This is a genomic window from Pseudomonas sp. MM227, from assembly GCF_947090715.1.
GTDB lineage: Bacteria > Pseudomonadota > Gammaproteobacteria > Pseudomonadales > Pseudomonadaceae > Aquipseudomonas > Aquipseudomonas baltica.
In genome coordinates this window covers 1,721,941-1,742,358 of the sequence record NZ_OX352319.1, presented here as the reverse complement: position 1 = coordinate 1,742,358, position 20,418 = coordinate 1,721,941, and the positions used below count along the sequence as shown (strand labels likewise).

Annotated in this window: 14 protein-coding genes; 11 read left to right on the top strand and 3 right to left on the bottom strand. The window is 64.2% G+C overall.

The genetic code is table 11. The features are described 5' to 3' along the window. Positions 1–99 precede the first annotated feature (99 nt). On the top strand, positions 100–1,389 hold the full coding sequence (locus tag ONG87_RS07950) for an MFS transporter (RefSeq protein ID WP_185793698.1): 1,290 nt from the start codon (positions 100–102) through the stop codon (positions 1,387–1,389). Between the two features lie 137 nt (positions 1,390–1,526). Here the strand turns inward: ONG87_RS07950 and ONG87_RS07945 are convergent, their stop codons facing one another. Then, entirely contained in the window at positions 1,527–2,990 is a 1,464-nt protein-coding gene (locus ONG87_RS07945; protein ID WP_192103611.1) for a glyceraldehyde-3-phosphate dehydrogenase, read from the bottom strand. A 336-nt stretch (positions 2,991–3,326) separates the two neighbouring features. Between ONG87_RS07945 and mfd the strand changes: the two genes are divergently transcribed. Together mfd and ONG87_RS07935 are read left to right on the top strand one after the other, a co-directional pair. Beyond that, positions 3,327–6,776 (top strand): transcription-repair coupling factor, encoded by a 3,450-nt coding sequence (mfd, locus tag ONG87_RS07940; protein WP_264382587.1) that lies wholly within the window; start codon positions 3,327–3,329, stop codon positions 6,774–6,776. Position 6,777: 1 nt separating this feature from the next. Further along, positions 6,778–9,102, top strand: coding sequence for a DEAD/DEAH box helicase (locus ONG87_RS07935; protein ID WP_264382586.1), 2,325 nt, complete (start codon positions 6,778–6,780; stop codon positions 9,100–9,102). A gap of 8 nt (positions 9,103–9,110) precedes the next feature. Here the strand turns inward: ONG87_RS07935 and ONG87_RS07930 are convergent, their stop codons facing one another. Next, complete coding sequence (locus ONG87_RS07930) at positions 9,111–10,037, bottom strand: Gfo/Idh/MocA family protein (RefSeq protein ID WP_264382585.1); 927 nt, start codon at positions 10,035–10,037, stop codon at positions 9,111–9,113. A 176-nt stretch (positions 10,038–10,213) separates the two neighbouring features. Here ONG87_RS07930 and ONG87_RS07925 point away from each other — a divergent pair, with 176 nt between their 5' ends. The 6 genes from ONG87_RS07925 to ONG87_RS07900 all read left to right on the top strand — a co-directional run bounded on the left by ONG87_RS07925 (position 10,214) and on the right by ONG87_RS07900 (position 17,336). Next, positions 10,214–11,470, top strand: a complete 1,257-nt coding sequence (locus ONG87_RS07925) for a nitrate regulatory protein (RefSeq protein WP_185793701.1) — start codon at positions 10,214–10,216, stop codon at positions 11,468–11,470. A gap of 273 nt (positions 11,471–11,743) precedes the next feature. Continuing rightward, positions 11,744–13,078: a CmpA/NrtA family ABC transporter substrate-binding protein gene (locus tag ONG87_RS07920; protein WP_122478772.1), complete on the top strand. Its 1,335-nt coding sequence runs from the start codon at positions 11,744–11,746 to the stop codon at positions 13,076–13,078. Between the two features lie 27 nt (positions 13,079–13,105). Next, the gene (gene ntrB / locus ONG87_RS07915; RefSeq protein ID WP_122478773.1) at positions 13,106–13,981 is read left to right on the top strand and encodes a nitrate ABC transporter permease; all 876 of its coding nucleotides are present in this window, start codon (positions 13,106–13,108) and stop codon (positions 13,979–13,981) included. 9 nt (positions 13,982–13,990) lie between these two features. Then, the gene (locus tag ONG87_RS07910; protein WP_122712958.1) at positions 13,991–14,791 is read left to right on the top strand and encodes an ABC transporter ATP-binding protein; all 801 of its coding nucleotides are present in this window, start codon (positions 13,991–13,993) and stop codon (positions 14,789–14,791) included. 287 nt (positions 14,792–15,078) lie between these two features. Continuing rightward, positions 15,079–16,170, top strand: coding sequence for an enoyl-CoA hydratase/isomerase family protein (locus tag ONG87_RS07905; protein WP_264382584.1), 1,092 nt, complete (start codon positions 15,079–15,081; stop codon positions 16,168–16,170). A gap of 14 nt (positions 16,171–16,184) precedes the next feature. After that, entirely contained in the window at positions 16,185–17,336 is a 1,152-nt protein-coding gene (locus tag ONG87_RS07900) for an acyl-CoA dehydrogenase family protein (RefSeq protein WP_264382583.1), read from the top strand. 59 nt (positions 17,337–17,395) lie between these two features. Here ONG87_RS07900 and ONG87_RS07895 read toward each other — a convergent pair whose 3' ends face one another. Next, positions 17,396–18,169, bottom strand: coding sequence for an enoyl-CoA hydratase (locus tag ONG87_RS07895; protein WP_122712961.1), 774 nt, complete (start codon positions 18,167–18,169; stop codon positions 17,396–17,398). 244 nt (positions 18,170–18,413) lie between these two features. On the opposite strand from ONG87_RS07895, the gene ONG87_RS07890 reads away from it, so the two are divergent. Both ONG87_RS07890 and ONG87_RS07885 read left to right on the top strand, forming a co-directional pair. After that, complete coding sequence (locus tag ONG87_RS07890; protein WP_264382582.1) at positions 18,414–19,430, top strand: alpha/beta fold hydrolase; 1,017 nt, start codon at positions 18,414–18,416, stop codon at positions 19,428–19,430. 15 nt (positions 19,431–19,445) lie between these two features. Further along, the gene (locus ONG87_RS07885) at positions 19,446–20,396 is read left to right on the top strand and encodes a D-2-hydroxyacid dehydrogenase family protein (protein ID WP_264382581.1); all 951 of its coding nucleotides are present in this window, start codon (positions 19,446–19,448) and stop codon (positions 20,394–20,396) included. Positions 20,397–20,418: the final 22 nt, after the last annotated feature.

The following is a 20,418-nucleotide window of genomic DNA, read 5'->3' as shown; positions in this document are numbered from 1 at the left end:
TGTTACAAGATATGTTCCCGGAGTTGGACAGCTGTGCCCGATCGGCCAGGTGTTCGAACCCAGGGGTCATCAACAAGATCAAGTAGAGTGAGCACGGCCATGACGTCTGAGGTGGGTAAAGGCAAGGCGATCTTTCGCGTTGTCAGCGGCAATTTTCTCGAAATGTTCGATTTCATGGTCTATGGCTTCTATGCCACGGCAATCGCCAAGACTTTCTTTCCGACCGACAGCGCCTTCGCTTCACTGATGCTATCGCTGGCCACCTTCGGTGCCGGGTTTCTCATGCGCCCGCTAGGGGCAATCTTTCTGGGTGCCTACATCGATCGGCACGGGCGCCGCAAAGGGCTGATCGTGACCCTGGCGTTGATGGCCATGGGCACGGTGTTGATTGCCTGCGTGCCGGGCTATGCGACCCTGGGCGTTGCGGCGCCTTTACTGGTGTTGCTCGGCCGGCTGCTGCAGGGCTTTTCCGCAGGCGTCGAACTGGGCGGGGTGTCGGTGTATCTGGCGGAAATCGCCACACCAGGGCGCAAGGGCTTTTTCGTCAGTTGGCAGTCTGCCAGTCAGCAGGTCGCCGTGGTCTTCGCCGGCCTGCTGGGGGTATTGCTCAACCACTTCCTGGATGCACGACAGATGGGCGAATGGGGCTGGCGGGTGCCGTTCCTGGTGGGTTGCATGATCGTACCCGTGATCTTTTTCATCCGCCGTTCGCTGGAGGAGACGCCGGAGTTCGAGGCTCGCACCCACCGCCCAACCCTCAAGCAGGTGGTGCACTCGGTGGCGCAGAATTTCCGTCTGGTGCTGGCGGGCATGGCGCTGGTCGTGATGACCACCGTGTCGTTCTACCTGATTACTGCCTACACGCCGACGTTCGGCAAGAACGAGCTGCACCTGTCGGACATGGATGCGTTGCTGGTGACCATGGCGGTGGGCATTTCCAACTTCATCTGGTTGCCGATCATGGGCGCGCTGTCGGACCGGATCGGGCGCAAACCGTTGCTGCTTGCGGCCACGGTGCTGGCGATTCTGACGGCCTATCCGACCTTGTCATGGCTGGTGGCTGACCCCAGCTTCGCGCGTCTGCTGACGGTCGAGTTGTGGCTGTCGTTCCTGTATGGCTCGTACAACGGTGCCATGGTTGTGGCGTTGACCGAGATCATGCCGCTGGACGTGCGCACCACCGGGTTTTCTCTGGCCTACAGCCTGGCCACGGCGACGTTTGGCGGGTTCACCCCGGTCGCCTGCACCTACCTGATTCATGCCCTGGACAACAAGGCGGCACCAGGCATCTGGCTCAGTGGCGCGGCGGTGTTGGGGTTGGTGGCGACTTTGGTGCTGTTTCGTGGCGACCGCCATGCGCAGCGTACTGCGTTGGCAGCGCAGGCGTGAAACGGTGGCGCGGCCTTCGCGGGCAGAGACCCGCTCCCACAAAAGTACGCGGGCTCTGCCCGTGACGGGGTCCTGACTGACACCCACACACAAAAACGCCCCGAACCAGTCGGGGCGTTTTCATTCAGCGGTCAGGCTCAGTGAGGGAAAGCTGGAGGGTTGACGCCCGCCATGTCTTCCATCACGCGCACGACCTGGCAGCTGTAGCCGAACTCGTTGTCGTACCAGACGTACAACACGACGCGGTTGTCGTTGCAGATGGTGGCTTCGGCATCGACCACACCGGCGTAGCGCGAGCCGACGAAGTCGGTCGATACCACTTCCTGCGAGTTGACGAAGTCGATCTGCCGGGACAGGTCCGAATGCAGCGCCATGTAACGCAGGTACTCGTTCATTTCTTCGCGAGTACTGGCCTTTTCCAGGTTCAGGTTGAGGATGGCCATGGAGACGTTCGGCGTCGGCACGCGGATCGCGTTGCCGGTCAGCTTGCCAGCCAGTTCAGGCAGTGCCTTGGCGGCAGCGGTGGCGGCGCCGGTCTCGGTGATGACCATGTTCAACGCCGCGGAACGGCCGCGACGGTCGCCCTTGTGGAAGTTGTCGATGAGGTTCTGGTCGTTGGTGTACGAGTGAACGGTTTCGACGTGGCCGTTGATGATGCCGAACTTGTCGTTGACCGCCTTGAGCACCGGCACGATGGCATTGGTGGTGCAGGACGCCGCCGAAACGATCTTGTCGTCTGCGGTGATCTGGCCGTGGTTGATGCCGTGCACGATGTTCTTCAGCTTGCCCTTGCCCGGTGCGGTCAGCACCACTCGGTCGATGCCGGGGCAGGCCAGGTGCTGGCCGAGGCCGTCGGCATCGCGCCAGACGCCGGTGTTGTCGACCAGCAGAGCATTCTTGATGCCGTACTGGGTGTAGTCGACTTCGCTGGGGTTCTTGGCGTAGATGACCTGGATCAGGTTGCCGTTGACCGTCAGGGTGCTGTTGGCTTCGTCGACATGGATGATGCCGTCGAACGAACCGTGCACCGAGTCGCGACGCAGCAGGCTGGCGCGCTTGACCAGATCGTTGTCGGCGCCCTTGCGCACGACGATCGCCCGCAGACGCAGGCCATCGCCGGCACCTGCCTTCTCCACCAGGATGCGCGCCAGGAGGCGACCGATGCGGCCAAAACCGTACAGCACCACGTCGGTACCGGTACGCTCGCCTTCGTTCTGCTTGCCGACCACGTCTGCCAGTTCTTCACGCACGAACTGTTCGGCAGTGCGCCCGCTCCCGCTTTCCTTGAACTTGACCGCGAGTTTGCCCAGATCGACGGAGGCGGCGCCCAGCTTGAGTTCGCTCATCGCCTTGATCAGCGGGAACGTCTCGTGCACCGACAGCTCCGAGGAATCGGACTGGCGGTGGCGAGCGAAGCGATGCGCCTTGAGCAGTTCGATCACCGAACGGTTGATCAGACTGCGGCCGTAGATGGAGGTGACTACGTTGTTATTGCGGTAGAGCTGGCCGATCAACGGAATCATCGCTTCGGCGAGTGCTTCACGATCGATCCATTCACCAAGACACTGGTCGGGCTTCTGAGTCACGGTAACCTTCCACATGTAGGGGCTGAGAAAACGGGCTACATTATGACTTCGCCGCGCGGCCGGAGCAATCCGCGCTTATCGGCGTCGTGAAGTTTGGCGAATCGGGCCGTCAAAAAAACCGAGGTGTACCAATGAGGTAGGTGACACCCGGCGGTTTTATGGCGAGGGACCATGGCGCGCCCTCGGCGGGCCGATTCCTCCGCGTTCGAACAAGAAAATCAATGCCCGGATCCTCCAGGGTCTGCTTGTAGAAGCCGCACAATGGCACAACCCCATCACAGCACCTGACAGCCCCCCGCCGCCCCGGTACAATCCCGGTTTTCCGCCGCAACGCTTGGAGCTCAACCTCCCGTGCCTGTTCTGCGCCTTCCGCAACTCCCTGCCTCGGCAGGCAAACATGCCTGGGGCAACCTGCCCGGGGCCGCCCTGAGCCTGGCGATCGCCGAAGCGGCCAACGCTGCCAAGCGCTTCACCCTGCTGCTGACCGCCGACAGCCAGAGCGCCGATCGGCTGGAACAGGAACTGCGCTTTTTCGCCCCGCAGTTGCCGGTGCTGCACTTCCCCGACTGGGAAACCCTGCCCTACGACCTGTTCTCGCCGCACCAGGACATCATCTCCCAGCGCATCGCCGCCCTCTACCGCCTGCCCGAGCTGGCACACGGGGTTTTGGTAGTGCCCATCACCACTGCCCTACACAGGCTGGCACCGACCCAGTTTCTGCTCGGCAGCAGCCTGGTGCTGGATGTTGGCCAGCGTCTGGATGTGGAGCAGATGCGCACGCGCCTGGAAGCCAGCGGCTATCGCTATGTCGACACCGTCTATGAACACGGCGAGTTCGCCGTGCGCGGCGCCCTGATCGACCTGTTCCCCATGGGCAGCAAACTGCCCTACCGGATCGACCTGTTCGACGACGAGATCGAGACCCTGCGCACCTTCGATCCGGAGACCCAGCGTTCCATCGACAAGGTCGAATCGATCCGCCTGCTGCCGGCACGTGAGTTCCCCTTGCAGAAGGAGGCGGTAACCCGCTTCAAGGCGCGCTTTCGCGAACGCTTCGACGTCGACTTCCGGCGCTGCCCGATCTTCCAGGACCTGAGCAGCGGCATCACGCCTGCTGGCATCGAGTACTACCTGCCGCTGTTCTTCGAAGAAACCTCGACCCTGTTCGACTACCTGCCCCAGGACACCCAGGTGTTTTCGCTGCCCGGCATCGAACAGGCCGCCGAGCATTTCTGGAGCGATGTGCGCAACCGCTATGAAGAGCGCCGGGTCGATCCCGCGCGGCCCCTGCTGCCGCCCGCAGAGCTGTTCATGCCGGTGGAAGACTGCTTTGCGCAACTGAAGACCTGGCCGCGGGTGATCGTCAGCCAGGACGATCTGGAACCGGGGCCGGGCCGCGAGCGCTTTGCTGCAGCCAAACTGCCGGACCTGGCCATCGAGGCCAAGGCCAGCCAGCCCCTCGCCGCGCTGGCCGGATTCCTCGACCAGTTCCCCGGGCGGGTACTGTTCACCGCCGAATCGGCTGGCCGCCGCGAAGTGCTCCTGGAGTTGCTCGAGCGGCTCAAGGTCCGCCCGAGGACCGTGGACGGCTGGGAAGAGTTCGCCCAGGGCAATGAGCGCCTGGCGATCACCATCGCGCCACTGGACGAGGGCCTGCAGATTCTCGACCCGGCCCTGGCCCTGATCGCCGAAAGCCCGCTGTTCGGCCAGCGTGTCATGCAGCGGCGGCGCCGCGACAAGCGTGCCGACGCCGCCAACGACAACGTCATCAAGAACCTCACCGAATTGCGTGAAGGCGCGCCGGTGGTGCACATCGACCACGGCGTGGGCCGCTACCTGGGCCTGGCGACGCTGGAGATCGACAATCAGGTTGCCGAGTTCCTGACCCTGGCCTACGCCGAGAACGCCAAGCTGTACGTGCCGGTGGCCAACCTGCACCTGATCGCCCGCTACACCGGTAGCGACGATGCACTGGCGCCGCTGCACCGGCTCGGTTCGGAAACCTGGCAGAAGGCCAAGCGCAAGGCGGCCGAGCAGGTCCGCGACGTGGCCGCCGAGTTGCTCGACATCTATGCGCGCCGTGCTGCCCGCAAAGGCTATGCCTTCGCCGACCCGGCGCTGGACTACGCCACGTTCAGTGCCGGCTTCGCCTTCGAGGAAACCCCGGACCAGCAATCGGCCATCGACGCGGTGCGCCACGACATGCTGGCGCCCAAGCCGATGGACCGCCTGGTGTGCGGCGACGTCGGCTTCGGCAAGACCGAAGTGGCCATGCGCGCCGCGTTCATCGCCGTGCACGGTGGTCGCCAGGTGGCCATTCTGGTGCCGACCACGCTGCTCGCCCAGCAGCACTACAACAGCTTCCGTGACCGCTTCGCCGACTGGCCGGTCAGCGTCGAGGTGATGAGCCGCTTCAAGTCGACCAAAGAGGTCAACAGCGCGGTGGCGCAACTGGCCGAGGGCAAGATCGACATCGTCATCGGTACCCACAAGCTGCTCCAGGACGACGTCAAGATCAAGAACCTGGGCCTGGTGATCATCGACGAGGAGCACCGCTTCGGGGTGCGCCAGAAAGAAGCGCTCAAGGCGCTGCGCAGCGAAGTCGACATCCTGACCCTGACTGCCACGCCGATCCCGCGCACCCTGAACATGGCCGTGGCCGGCATGCGTGACCTGTCGATCATCGCCACGCCGCCGGCACGGCGGCTGTCGGTGCGCACCTTCGTCATGGAGCAGAACAAGAGCACCGTGAAGGAAGCACTGCTGCGCGAGCTGTTGCGCGGTGGCCAGGTGTACTACCTGCACAACGATGTGAAGACCATCGAGAAATGCGCCGCCGACCTCGCCGAACTGGTGCCCGAGGCACGCATCGGCATCGGCCACGGACAGATGCGCGAGCGCGAGCTCGAACAGGTGATGAGCGACTTCTACCACAAGCGCTTCAACGTACTGATTGCCTCGACCATCATCGAGACCGGCATCGACGTGCCCAGCGCCAACACCATCATCATCGAGCGTGCCGACAAGTTCGGCCTGGCCCAGCTGCACCAGCTGCGCGGCCGTGTGGGGCGCAGTCACCACCAGGCCTACGCCTACCTGCTGACTCCGCCGCGCCAGCAGATCACCCCGGACGCCGAAAAGCGCCTGGAAGCCATCGCCAATACCCAGGACCTGGGGGCGGGTTTCGTTCTGGCTACCAACGACCTGGAGATCCGCGGTGCGGGCGAGCTCCTCGGCGAAGGCCAGAGCGGGCAGATCCAGGCAGTCGGCTTTACCCTGTACATGGAAATGCTCGAACGCGCGGTGAAGTCGATCCGCAAGGGCGAGCAGCCCAACCTCGACCAGCCGCTGGGTGGCGGGCCGGAAATCAACCTGCGTCTGCCGGCACTGATTCCCGCGGACTACCTGCCCGACGTGCACGCCCGCCTGATTCTCTACAAGCGCATCGCCTCGGCGGTGGACGAGGACGGCCTCAAGGACCTGCAGGTGGAGATGATCGACCGCTTCGGCCTGCTGCCGGAGCCGACCAAGAACCTGGTGCGCCTGACCCTGCTCAAGCTTCAGGCCGAGCAACTGGGCATCACCAAGGTCGATGGCGGCCCGCAGGGTGGACGTATCGAGTTCGGCGCCAGCACGCCGGTCGATCCGCTGACCCTGATCAAGCTGATCCAGAGCCAGCCCAAGCGCTACAAGTTCGAAGGCGCCACGCTGTTCAAGTTCATGGTGCCGATGGAGCGCGCCGAGGAGCGTTTCAACGTCATCGAGGCGCTGTTCGAACGCCTCACGCCGAAAGCCGGTTGATATGCCCGATGAGCGCTTGATCGATACCCTGCAACCGCGCCCTCGGTTGTGGCTGGGCAGTGTCGAGTTCAGCGCTTTCGAACCGCGCAACGGCAAGATGCAGCGCTACGTGCAGCACCGCGCAGCGCTGGCCTACGGCTACGCGGGCGAGTATGTCAGCGGCCCGCGGCCTACTGCCGTGGCACGCCAGTGGAACAACCAGAGCGCTCGGATCCAGCGCCAGCCGGCCGCCGAGCGGGCCTTGCGCGAGCAGCTGCAGGGCATCGGTTTCAAACTCGCCACCCGTCAGAGCAAGGCTCTGCCCGAAAGCGCCGGCGAAATCTTCGAGCTGCCCAGCGATGCCGCCTGGCTGCGTTTCATCCTCAACGAACTGCCGGGGTTGCGCGAGCAAGGCTGGGAAATCGAATACGCCGAGGATTTCGCGTTCGACCTGACGCCGGTAGAGCGCTGGTACGCCGCAATCGAAGAAGGGCCGGAACGCGACTGGTTCGATCTGGAGCTGGGCATCGTGGTCGACGGCGAGCCGTTGAGCCTGCTGCCGATCCTGCTCAACCTGCTGCGCAGCCACCCTGAGTTGCTCAACTCGGCGCACCTGGCGCGACGGCGCGACGACGAGCAGATTCTGGTGCCCATCCACACCTCCCACCTCGGCTTCCAGCGAACCCTGCAGGTCGCCCTGCCCTATGGGCGGCTGAAGCCGGTGCTGGCCACCCTGGGCGACTTCTACCTGCGCGAGCCTGGGGAAACCTCGATCCGCCTGGCTACAGCCGATGCCACGCGCCTGGAAGGGCTGCAGGCATTGTCCCTGGACTGGCAAGGCGGCGAGCAGGTACGCCATTTCGCCGAACGGCTGCGTGACATTCGCCATTGCCCGGTGGCAGCGCCCGAGGGCCTGAATGCAACCTTGCGCCCCTACCAGCTGGAGGGCGTGAGTTGGATGCAGGCCTTGCGGCAGCTGGAAGTGGGCGGCATCCTGGCCGACGACATGGGCCTGGGCAAGACCCTGCAGACCCTCGCCCACCTGCTGATCGAGAAACAGGCGGGGCGCCTGGATCGCCCGGCCATGGTGGTGATGCCCACCAGCCTGGTGCCCAACTGGCAGGACGAGGCTGCCCGCTTCGCGCCGACCCTCAAGGTCCTCGCGCTGCACGGTGCCGCGCGCAAGAAACACTTCGCCCATCTGGCCGACTACGACGTATTGCTGACCACCTATGCCCTGCTGCCCAAGGACATCGAGGTGCTCGAGCGGGTGCCGCTGCACGTATTGGTCCTCGACGAAGCCCAGTACATCAAGACCCCTGGCAGCAAGGCCGCGCAGACGGCGCGCCAGCTCAACGCGCGGCAACGCCTGTGCCTGAGCGGCACGCCCCTGGAAAACCATCTGGGCGAACTGTGGTCGCTGTTCCATTTCCTCATGCCCGGCTGGCTCGGCGACAGCAAACAGTTCAGCCGCAACTACCGCGTGCCGATCGAAAGGCAGGGCGACGAGGCACGCTTGCAGCATCTGAACGCGCGCATCAAGCCGTTTCTGTTGCGTCGGACCAAGGAGCAGGTGGCCACCGAGCTGCCGGCCAAAAGCGAGATCGTCCACTGGGTCGAACTCAATGACGCACAGCGCGACGTGTACGAGACGGTACGCCTGGCCATGGACAAGAAGGTCCGGGCCGAGATCGACCGCAAGGGCCTGGCACGCAGCCAGATCATCATTCTCGAAGCGTTGCTCAAGCTGCGCCAGGTCTGCTGCGACCTGCGTCTGGTCAACAGTGTTGCCCCGCCTGCACCAGGGCACAGCTCGGGCAAGCTGACCAGTCTGCTGCAACTGCTCGACGAACTGCTGGGCAACGGTCGACGCATTCTGCTGTTTTCCCAGTTCACCTCGATGCTGGGCCTGATCGAACAGGAGCTGCACAAGCGCGGCGTGCCCTATGCGCTGCTCACCGGCACCACCCGCGACCGCCGGGCCCCGGTCAAGGACTTCCAGGACGGCAAGCTGCAGATCTTCCTGATCAGCCTCAAGGCCGGCGGGGTGGGCCTGAATCTGACGGCGGCGGACACGGTCATTCACTATGACCCGTGGTGGAACCCCGCAGCCGAGCACCAGGCCACCGACCGCGCCTACCGTATCGGCCAGGAGAAACCGGTGTTCGTCTACAAGCTGATCACCCGTGGCACGGTAGAGGAAAAGATCCAGCGCCTGCAGCAGGAAAAGTCGGCCCTGGCGGCGGGCGTTCTCGATGCCCGCGAAGGCAGCGACTGGCGCCTGCAGGGCGACGATATCGACGCCCTGCTCGCACCGCTGCCCAGCCCTCCCTCCCAGCGCCGCTGAATGCAGGTTCAGTCGAGGAAATCGGCGACCGTTTCGCGCTGCCCCAGCAGGAACCCATCGGCCACCAGGCGCAGAGGCTGCAAGTCGGTATCGCTTCGACCGGCCTCGATCAACTGCGCGAAGTAGTGGTAGAGCAATGGGTATTCGCCTGTCGTGGCGAGCGTCTGTGGCACGTCGTCGATCAGCAGGTGTGCACCGCCATGGGTCAGGCGCAGGCAGCCTTCGGCGCAGCGCACCTCGATCTGCCAGAGTTCGTCGTGGCCGTGGTCCCAGTCGAACGCGGCGCTGACCGTCAGGCCGGTGGCGTCACTCATGGTCAGGTCGGCCGCAATCGGCGCCTGCCGGTTGCCGGGAAAGCGCAGGCTGGCGTGGGTGACGAACAGCGGTTCGGGCAACACGTGGCTGATGATCGACAGGGCGTTGATACCCGGATCGAACACACCCAGCCCCCCGGCCTGCCAGATCCACTGCTGGCCCGGGTGCCACTTGCGCACGTCTTCCTTCCACTGGACCGTGACCGCCTGCAGCTGCTTGCCCACCAGCCAGGCCCGCGCGGCCTCGACGCCTGCGGCGAAGCGTGAGTGCCAGGCGAACAGGCACGTCACGCCCTTCTCGGCGGCCAGTTCGACCAATGCCATGGCCTCACCGAGGCTGGCGCAGGGTGGTTTTTCCACCAGCACATGCTTGCCGGCCTGCAGGGCTTCACGCACTTGTGCATAACGGCCCTGGGGCGGCGTGCAGAAGGCCAGCGCCTGGATGTCCGGGCCGTTATCGAGCAGCTCGCGCAGGCTGCCGAAGTGCGCGACACCGGGGCAAGGTGCCCCCAGCGTGGCCACTGCGGCCAGCTCGAAGGCCGGGTTGTCGCGCAGGGCGGGCACATGCTGATCCTGGGCGATCTTGCCGTAGCCGACCACGCCGAGACGAATGGGGGACATCGTGAACTCCTTTTTTATTGTTTGGCTGGGGCGTTATAGCAGTTACGCGGCTGCCGGCATACGCAGCGGCGTACAAGCGGCCAACGGGGATCGGACCGGGACTTGCATGCAGTCGGGCTGTCCATCATCGAAGTTGCGAGCCCGCCATGCCCGACCGCGCCCTGCCAGACCGCCCCATGCCCCCTGCCCTGCGCTTCATGCTGGCCGCCCGCCGCAGCGAGCTGGAAGGTCTGCGCGGACTTGCCGACACCTGCGAACTGGTGACCTTGATCAGCCGCCTGGTCCACGCGCTGCAGCGCGAGCGGGGCTACACCAATGTCTACCTGGGCAGCCAGGTCGAAACCTACCGCAGCCAACTCGACCTGCATACGGAACAGGCGCGGGCACTTGAACAGGACGTGCTGCAGCGGTTGCAGGCCATGGACCTGAACGCGGCCAGCGCTGCCGACCGTGCCCGCCTGTTCAATCGTGTGGCCTACGTGCTGCACGGCTTCGACGAACTGCCCGGCCTGCGCCGTCGCATCCGCGAACGTCTGCTGAGCCCCAGCGTCGCCACGGCGGCCCTGACCCGCCTGGTGGGTGGGCTCATGGCCGTGGTGTTCGAAGCGGCCGACACCGCCATTGATCCGAGTATCACCCGAGTGCTGGTGGCGCTGTTCAATTTCATGCAGGGCAAGGAGCTGGCCGGCCAGGAACGCGCCACCGGCGTGGCGGGCTTCTCGGCAGGCTTCTTCGATGCCGGTGTGCAGGAGCGCATCCTGCACCTGACGCAAAGCCAGCAGCGCTGCTTCCAGACCTTCGGCGAGTTCGCCGACCCAGTGGCCGGGCAGCGCTGGGCCGACCTGCAGCACAGCGAGATCACCGCACAATTGCTACGCCTGCGCGAAGTGGGTATGCGCACCTCGGCACAACACCCCGTGGACCCCGGCCTGTCGCAGCTGTGGTTCGAGCTGCACAGCCAGCGCATCGACCAGATGCACGAGGTAGAGACACACCTGGCCGAACAACTGCTCGCCAGCTGCCAGAGCAGCATCAAGCTGGCCAATGCCGACCTGGACAACCACCGCGTGCTGCTGCAACGCCTGGCCAGCCTGGAAACCATGGGCTGTGGCGATGCCCGCCTGTTCAGCGTGCAGGCCAGCGATCTCGACAGCCCGGCGCCCGACGGCCACGGCCCGCAGATGGGCCGCTCGTTGCTGGATCTGCTGCAGGCCCAGACCCACCGCCTGCAGGACGCCAACCTGCAGCTGGACGAAGCACGCCAGGCGCTCAACGAACGCAAGTTGGTGGAGCGCGCCAAGCAGTTGCTGATGAACGAATACGCGTTGAGCGAGAGCGAGGCCTACACCCGACTGCGGCAATCGGCGATGTCGCGCGGGCTGCGCATGGTCGACATGGCGCAGAACGTACTGGCCGTGGCCGGCAAGGGTTGAGGCCGACCTTGCGCCCTATTTGCACATCCCAAGGGCGGCATGCTCCGCATCCGTGCACGGCGGCGCGGCCGATCGCTGACAAACAGCCACAGCACGTGGCTGCAGCCGCCTTGGCACGCAATCTGCTTTGAGACCTGCAGGACCGCAGCCACCTGCGGTCGACATTTCGAATCCTGGACAACGGTGTCCACGCGTTCCCGGCAGCACTGCCAGGAACGGGTGAACACCGTTTTTTTTGCATTTTTTTGGCCGCCACCAGCAGGGGAATCAGCGATGGATGACAAGCCTTTCAAAGGACACCCGGAAAGCGCACACGACGCCAAGCGTCGGCACTTTCTCAAGCAGTCGTTGACCGTCGCCGGTGCCGGCGCCGCCCTCGGCCTGCTGCCACCGGGGCTGTCTTCGGCGGTGTGGGCGGCGGGCAGCGACGGCCTGGAAACCACCACGGCCAAGCTGGGCTTCATCGCCCTGACCGACGCCGCGCCGCTGTTCGTCGCCGACGAGAAAGGCTTTTTCGCCAAGCATGGCATGACCGGAGTGGAAGTGCTCAAGCAGTCCTCCTGGGGTACCACGCGGGACAACCTGGTGCTGGGCGCGGCCGCCAATGGCATCGACGGCGCACACATTCTCACCCCCATGCCCTACCTGATCGCGGCCGGCAAGGTCACCCCCAACAACCAGCCGGTGCCGATGTACATCGTCGCGCGGCTGAACCTGGCCGGCCAGTGCATCTCGGTGGGCAACGAACACGCAGACCTGGCACTGGGCCTGGATTCCGCGCCGTTCAAGGCCGCGCTGGCCAGCAAGCGTGCCAGCGGCAAGGCCGTCAACGCGGCGATGACCTTCCCCGGCGGCACCCACGACCTGTGGTTGCGCTACTGGCTGGCCGCAGGCGGGATCGACCCGAACAAGGACCTGTCGACCATCGTCGTGCCGCCGCCGCAGATGGTTGCCAACATGAAGGTCGGCAGCATGGACAGCTTCTGTGTCTGCGAGCCGTGGAACGCCCAGCTCATCAACCAGAAGATCGGCTACACCGCCAACACCACCGGCGAGATCTGGAACAAGCACCCGGAGAAAGCCCTGGCCCTGCGCGCCGACTACGTCGACAAGAACCCCAACGCGACCAAAGCACTGCTCAAGGCGGTGATGGAGGCGCAGATGTTCTGCGAGCAGCCACAGAACAAGGAAGAAGTCGCGCAGATCTGCGCCAAGCGGCGCTGGATCAACGCGCCTGTCGCCGACATCACCGAGCGCATGAAAGGCAACTTCGATTACGGCAACGGCAAGGTGGTCAACGACAGTCCACACATCATGCGCTACTGGGACGACTTCGCCTCCTACCCATTCAAGAGCCACGACCTGTGGTTCCTCACCGAGAACAAGCGCTGGGGCTACCTGCCCAAGGACTTCGACAGCCAGGCCTTGGTCGCCAAGGTCAATCGCTCCGACCTGTGGCGCCTGGCCGCTGCGGAACTGAACGTGCCAGCGGCGCAGATTCCCGATTCCGACTCGCGCGGCATCGAAACCTTCTTCGACGGCAAGACCTTCGATCCACAGAACCCGCAGGCCTATCTCGACAGCCTGTCCATCAAGGCCCTGGCCTGATGTTTCCCGCACGTACCGGAGGTCATCATGAATGCTGAAGTGAAGAAGCTGCACAGCGCCGCGCAAGCGGTTGCCAAGGCTCAGGTCAAGCCGCCGGTACTGGCGGGCTTGCTGAAGAACACCCGTCGCTTCGTGCTTCAGCAGTGTCTGCCGCCGGTGGTGATCGGTGCCCTGCTGTTGCTGGTCTGGCAATTGGTCTGCAGTGGCAAGGGCGCTGCGCTGCCGCCGCCTACCCAGGTGATCACCGACACCTGGGAACTGATCGTCGATCCGTTCTACGACAACGGCGGCAATGACAAGGGCATGGCCTGGCAGTTGCTGGCGAGCCTGTCGCGGGTCGCCTATGGCTACGCCCTGGCCGTGGTGGTGGGGATCAGCCTGGGCGTGCTGGTGGGGCAGTCGACCTGGGCGATGCGCGGGCTCGATCCGCTGTTCCAGATCCTGCGCACCGTGCCACCCCTGGCCTGGCTGCCGCTGTCGCTGGCCGGTTTCAAGGACAGCTACCCTTCGGCGATCTTCGTGATCTTCATCACCGCCATCTGGCCGATCATCATCAACACCTCGGTCGGCGTGCGCAACATCCCCGAGGACTACCGCAACGTGGCCAAGGTGCTGCGCCTCAATGGCGCGGAATACTTCAGCAAGATCATGCTGCCGGCGGCCGCGCCCTACATCTTTTCCGGCCTGCGCATTGGCGTCGGCCTGTCGTGGCTGGCGATCATCGCTGCCGAGATGCTGATCGGCGGCGTCGGCATCGGCTTCTTCATCTGGGACGCCTGGAACGCTTCGCGCATCAGCGACATCATCCTCGCCCTGGCCTACGTGGGGGTGGTCGGCTTCTGCCTCGACCGCCTGGTGGCGATGGTCGGACGCCTGGTCACCCGCGGCACTTCGCAAAGCTGAGGAGGCAACATGAGCCATTACTTGAGTATCGAAAACGTCGACAAGCACTTCGAGCGCGATGGCGTTACCAGCCAGGTGCTGCGCGGCATCAACCTCAACGTCGCGCGCGGTGAGTACATCTCCATCATCGGCCATTCAGGCTGCGGCAAGTCGACGGTGCTGAACATCGTCGCCGGGCTCATCGAGTCGAGCAATGGCGCGGTGATCCTCGACGGCAAGGAAGTGCGCCAGCCGGGGCCCGATCGCAGCCTGGTGTTCCAGAACCACTCGCTGCTGCCCTGGCTGACCGTCTATGAAAACGTCGCGCTGGGGGTGGACAAGGTCTTCAAACGCAGCAAGAGCAAAAGCGAACGCCACGCCTGGACCCTGCACAACCTGGAAATGGTCAACATGACCCACGCCCTGCACAAGCGTCCGAGCGAGATATCCGGCGGCATGAAGCAGCGCGTCGGCATCGCCCGCGCGCTGGCGATGCAGCCCAAGGTGCTGTTGCTCGACGAGCCGTTCGGCGCGCTGGACGCGTTGACCCGCGCCCATTTGCAGGACGAGGTGATGCGCATCCAGAGCGAGCTGCACAATACCGTGATGATGATCACCCACGATGTCGACGAGGCAGTGCTGCTCTCCGATCGCATCGTGATGATGACCAACGGCCCGGCGGCGACCATCGGCGAAATCCTCACCATCGACCTGCCGCGCCCGCGCAGCCGACTGGCCCTGGCCGACGACCCGAGGTACAACCAGTACCGCCTGGCGGTGCTCAGCTTCCTCTACGAGAAGCAAGGCAAAGTCATCGAAGCGGTGGCCTGATCCACCGCATTGATCGCCGACGCGGCTCGCGCCGCTGCTACAGGAATACCACGACCCCTTGTAGCAGCGGCGCAAGCCGCGTCCGGCCTCAACGCATCTGGCACCGAAACAACAACGAACCCCACCACTGCGGGTCGGTCTACTGAATGCCGACCAGCGCGTACAACCCGTGCAAATTTGCAGGCAACGCCTGCATTAATCTGCATTGAAAGCTGCAAACTTGCCTGTCACGATCGCCTGGTCCGCTTATTTATCTCAGGAAATCAATAACAAGCAGGGATTCAGCGATGACAGCTCAGGTCTTTCCCCCGCCCCAGCGCTCTTCCCTGGGGCTCGACGATCAGGTACTCGGCGAAGTCCGCAACCATATCGGTCACTTGACCCTCAACCGGCCAGCCGGTCTGAATGCACTCACCCTCGACATGATCCGTACCCTGCGCGGCTACCTGGATGCCTGGGCGCTGGACCCGCACATCCATGCCGTTGTAATGCGCGGCGCGGGCGACCGTGGCTTCTGCGCCGGTGGCGACATCCGCAGCCTTTACCACAGCCATCTCAACCAGGACGCCCTGCGCGAAGTGTTCTTCAATGAAGAATATGCGCTGGACCAATGCCTGCATCTGTACCGCAAGCCAGTCATGGCGCTGCTGGACGGCTATACCCTGGGCGGTGGCATGGGCCTGGCGCAGGCAGCCGAGCTGCGGGTAGTCACCGAACGCAGCAAACTGGGCATGCCCGAAGTGGCCATCGGCTATTTTCCCGATGTCGGCGCCAGCTACTTCCTGAGCCGTATCCCCGGCGAAATCGGCACTTACCTGGGGGTTACCGGCATCCAGATCGAGGCGGCCGATGCACTCTACTGCGGCTTGGCCGACTGGTACCTGGAAAGCGACCGCCTGGGCCTGCTGGACGAGCGCCTGGACAGACTGCAATGGAGCGACAACGCCCTCAAGGACCTGCAGGGTGTGCTTGCCCGCCTTGGTGTGCAAACGCTCGCGGATGCCCCGCTGCACCGCTTGCGGCCGGCCATCGACCACTTTTTCGGCCAGGACGACCTGACCAGCCTGGTCGAACAGCTGGAACACGTGAACGTCGCCGACAGCCAGGCGTGGGCACAGAACACCGCGCGGCTGATGCGCACCCGCTCACCGCTGGCCATGGCGGTCACCCTGGAGCTGCTGCGCCGCGGTCGCCACTGCTCCCTCGAGGAATGCTTTGCCCTGGAGCTGCATCTCAACCGCCAGTGGTTCGAACAGGGTGACCTGATCGAGGGCGTGCGTGCTTTACTGATCGACAAAGACAAGAACCCGCGTTGGAACCCACCGACGCTAGACCGGCTTACCCGCGCACGCGTCGAGCCATTCTTCCAAGGCCTCTGAGGCCGGAGTCTGCCATGCAAGACCTGGAACTGAGCGAAGAACAGATCATGATCCGCGACATGGCGCGCGACTTTGCCCGCGCCGAAGTGGCGCCCCATGCCCGTGCCTGGGAACAGGCAGGCTGGATCGACGATACCCTCGTGGCGCAGATGGGTGCCCTTGGCCTGTTGGGCATGGTGGTGCCCGAACAATGGGGTGGCAGCTACACCGATTATGTCGCCTACGCCCTGGCCGTCGAAGAGATCTCCGCTGCCGACGGCGCGCTGGGTGCATTGATGAGCGTGCACAACTCCGTAGGCTGCGGCCCGCTGCTCAACTACGGCAGCCCGGCGCAGCAGGACACCTGGCTGGCCGGGCTGGCCAGCGGCGAGGTCATTGGCTGTTTCTGCCTCACCGAGCCCCAGGCCGGTTCCGAAGCCAACAACCTGCGCACCCGCGCCGTGCTCGACGGCGAACATTGGGTGATCGACGGCGCCAAGCAGTTCGTCACCAATGGGCGACGGGCCAAGCTGGCCATCGTGTTTGCGGTCACCGACCCGGAGCTGGGCAAGAAAGGCCTGTCGGCCTTCCTGGTGCCCACCGACACCCCAGGTTTCAGCGTCGACCGCAGCGAGCACAAGCTCGGCATCCGTGCCTCCGACACCTGCGCAATCACCTTGAGCCAGTGTCGCGTGCCGGCCGCCAATCTGCTCGGCGAACGCGGCAAGGGCTTGAACATCGCCCTGTCCAACCTCGAAGGCGGCCGCATCGGCATCGCTGCCCAGGCGCTTGGGATCGCACGGGCCGCCTTCGAAGCGGCGCTGGGTTACGCCCGTGAACGCGTGCAGTTCGGCAAGCCGATCATCGAACACCAGAGCGTGGCCAACCTGCTGGCCGACATGCAGGTGCAGGTCAACGCTGCACGCCTGCTGGTGCTGCACGCCGCACGCCTGCGCAGTGCCGGTCTGCCCTGCCTGTCCGAAGCTTCGCAGGCAAAGCTGTTCGCCTCGGAAATGGCCGAACGGGTCTGCTCCAGCGCCGTACAGGTGCACGGGGGCTACGGTTATCTCGAAGATTACCCCGTGGAAAAGTATTACCGCGATGCACGCATCACCCAGATCTACGAAGGCTCGAGCGAAATCCAGCGCATGTTGATCGCGCGCGAGCTGCGCAACTATCTGTTGTAGTGCCGCATGCAACACCTGCCATCGAGGGGGGCTGGTCGACGACCAGTCCCCCTTTTTGCTCAATGACCCTTGAACTGCGGCTCGCGCTTGGCGATGAACGCCGCCATGCCTTCTTTCTGATCTTCACTGGCAAACGCCGCGTGGAACACCCGCCGCTCGAAGCGCACGCCTTCGGACAGGCTCACTTCGAAAGCGCGGTTGACGCTCTCCTTGACCATCATGGCGATCGGTAGCGACTTGGCTGCGATCTGCTGCGCAACTTCCAGCGCCTCGTCGAGCAGTCGGTCGGCGGCCACGATACGGGCAACCAGCCCTGCCCGCTCCGCTTCCTCGGCGCCCATCAAGCGGCCGGTCAGGCACAGCTCCATGGCCTTGGCCTTGCCCACCGCATGGGTCAGACGCTGGGTGCCGCCCATGCCCGGCAGCACGCCGAGCTTGATCTCCGGCTGACCGAACTTGGCATTGTCGGCGGCAAGGATGAAATCGCACATCAACGCCAGCTCGCAACCCCCGCCCAGGGCAAAGCCGGCCACGGCAGCGATCATCGGCTTGCGCCGATTGGCGACCCGGTCGCTCTCGTGGAACAGATCGTCGAGGTAGATCTGCGGGTAGCGCAGCTCCGCCATTTCCTTGATGTCGGCGCCGGCGGCAAACGCCTTGGCAGATCCGGTAAGGACGATGCAGCCGATCTCGCGATCGCTTTCCAAGCGATCGAGGGCCTGGTTCAATTCGTCGATCAACTGCGCGTTGAGGGCATTCAACGCCTGCGGTCGATTGAGCGTGATCAAGCCTACGCGGCCGCGTGTTTCCAAGAGGATGGTTTCAAAAGCCATGGCATTGTCTCCAGATAGAGGCATTTTCTGCCCCGCTGATTATTGTTGTATCGATCTCTGGGCGGCGAACTGCCCAGGATCGCGTCGTGTTTGTAGCATTCTGAAACCTGATAGCGGACATTCTTTCGCTGCAGCTCGGCACCACCTGGGCGTGCAAACCTCCAATGGATGCTACGGTACAGACCTGCGACACCCTGTGCCGGCGTGTCCACGTCACTTCACAGCCCACTCCAGGAGGTCCCCCATGCTTCGCCTGTCCACGCTGGCGCTCGCCGGCATCTTTGCCCAGCCACTGCTGGCCGCCGATTCATCGCCCACCTATGGTCCCGAACTGCAGGGCTTCGATTATCCGTACACGCTGCAACATTACGCCTTCGAGTCCCAGGGCAAAAGCCTGCAGATGGGTTATATGGACGTCGCTGCCAACGGCAAGGCCAACGGCCGCACCGTGGTCCTGATGCATGGCAAGAATTTCTGCGGTGCCACCTGGGAAAGCTCGATCAAGGCGCTCAGCGATGCCGGGTACCGCGTGGTGGCGCCCGACCAGATCGGCTTCTGCACCTCGAGCAAGCCTGAGCACTATCAATACAGCTTCCAGCAGTTGGCGAACAATACCCATGACCTGCTGACCCGCATCGGGGTCAAGGAAGCGGTGATCATGGGTCATTCCACCGGCGGCATGCTCGCAACTCGCTACGCCCTGATGTTCCCCGAAGACACCGAGCGCCTGGCCATGGTCAATCCCATCGGCCTGGAAGACTGGAAAGCCATGGGCGTGCCCTATCGCAGCGTCGACCAGTGGTTCGAACGCGAGACCAAGGTCACCGCCGAAGGCATCCGCAACTACGAGCGCAGCACCTATTACGGCGGTCGCTGGAAGCCCGAATACGACCGTTGGGTAGACATGCTCGCGGGGTTGAACAAGGGCCCGGGGCATACCTTGGTGGCATGGAATTCGGCGTTGATCTACGACATGATCTTCACCCAGCCGGTGGTCTACGAGTTCAAGGACCTGCAGGTGCCGACCCTGCTGCTGATCGGCGACGCCGACACCACGGCGATCGGCAGCGACATCGCGCCACCCCAGGTCAAGGCCACGCTGGGCAAATACACCGTGCTGGGCAAGCAGGCCAACCAGCTGATTCCTCACAGCACCCTGGTGGAATTTGCCGGGCTTGGCCATGCACCGCAAATGGAGGAGCCGGCGCGCTTCCACAAGGCCCTGCTCGATTGGCTGGACACTCCCCAGAAACCGCTGTGACAAGAGGCAACCCCCATGCGAATAGCCGTCATCGACGACTGGCAATCGGTGGCTGAAAGCGTGGTCGACTGGACCCCGCTGCAAGCCGTAGGCGAGCTCGATTTCATCCACGATTACCCCGGCGAAAGCGCAGTGCTGGCCGAGCGCCTTGCGCCCTACGCCATCATCTGCGTGATGCGTGAACGCACGCTGTTCGACGCCGGCCTGCTGGAACGACTGCCGCAGCTCAAGCTACTGGTGACCGGGGGCATGCGCAACGCAGCCATCGACCTGCAGGCCGCAGACCGCCTGGGCATTCAGGTGGCCGGCACGGACAGCTACAAGCATGCTGCGCCGGAACTGACGTGGGCGCTGCTGATGGCACTGACCCGTGATCTGCTCGGCGAAGCCAACTCGCTGCGCGCTGGCGGTTGGCAGATTGGCCTGGGTGGCGATCTGCACGGCAGCACATTGGGCCTGCTGGGCCTGGGCAGTATCGGTGAAAAGGTGGCGCGCTTCGGTCAGGCGTTCGGCATGCGCGTGATTGCCTGGAGTCAGAACCTGACACCCGAGCGTGCCGCGCAGGTGGGCGTCGAATACGTGAGCAAGCAGCAACTGTTCGAGCAGGCCGATGTGCTCAGCGTGCACCTGGTGCTGAGCGAACGCAGCCGGGGGCTGGTCGATGCCCAGGCGCTGGGGTGGATGAAGCCGGGCGCGCGGTTGGTCAACACGTCGCGCGGCCCGATCGTCGACGAAGCAGCGTTGATTCAGTCCCTGCGTGATGGCCACCTGGGCGGCGCGGGGCTGGACGTGTTCGATCAGGAGCCCCTGGCGCTGGACCATCCGTTCCGGACCCTGCCCAATGTGCTGGCAACGCCGCACATCGGCTATGTCAGCGGCAACAACTATCGGCTGTTCTTCAGCCAGATGATCGAAGACATACTGGCCTGGCATTCGGGCCAGCCAGTGCGCCTGCTGACCCGCTGACCGCAACCCTCAGTCGATCAGG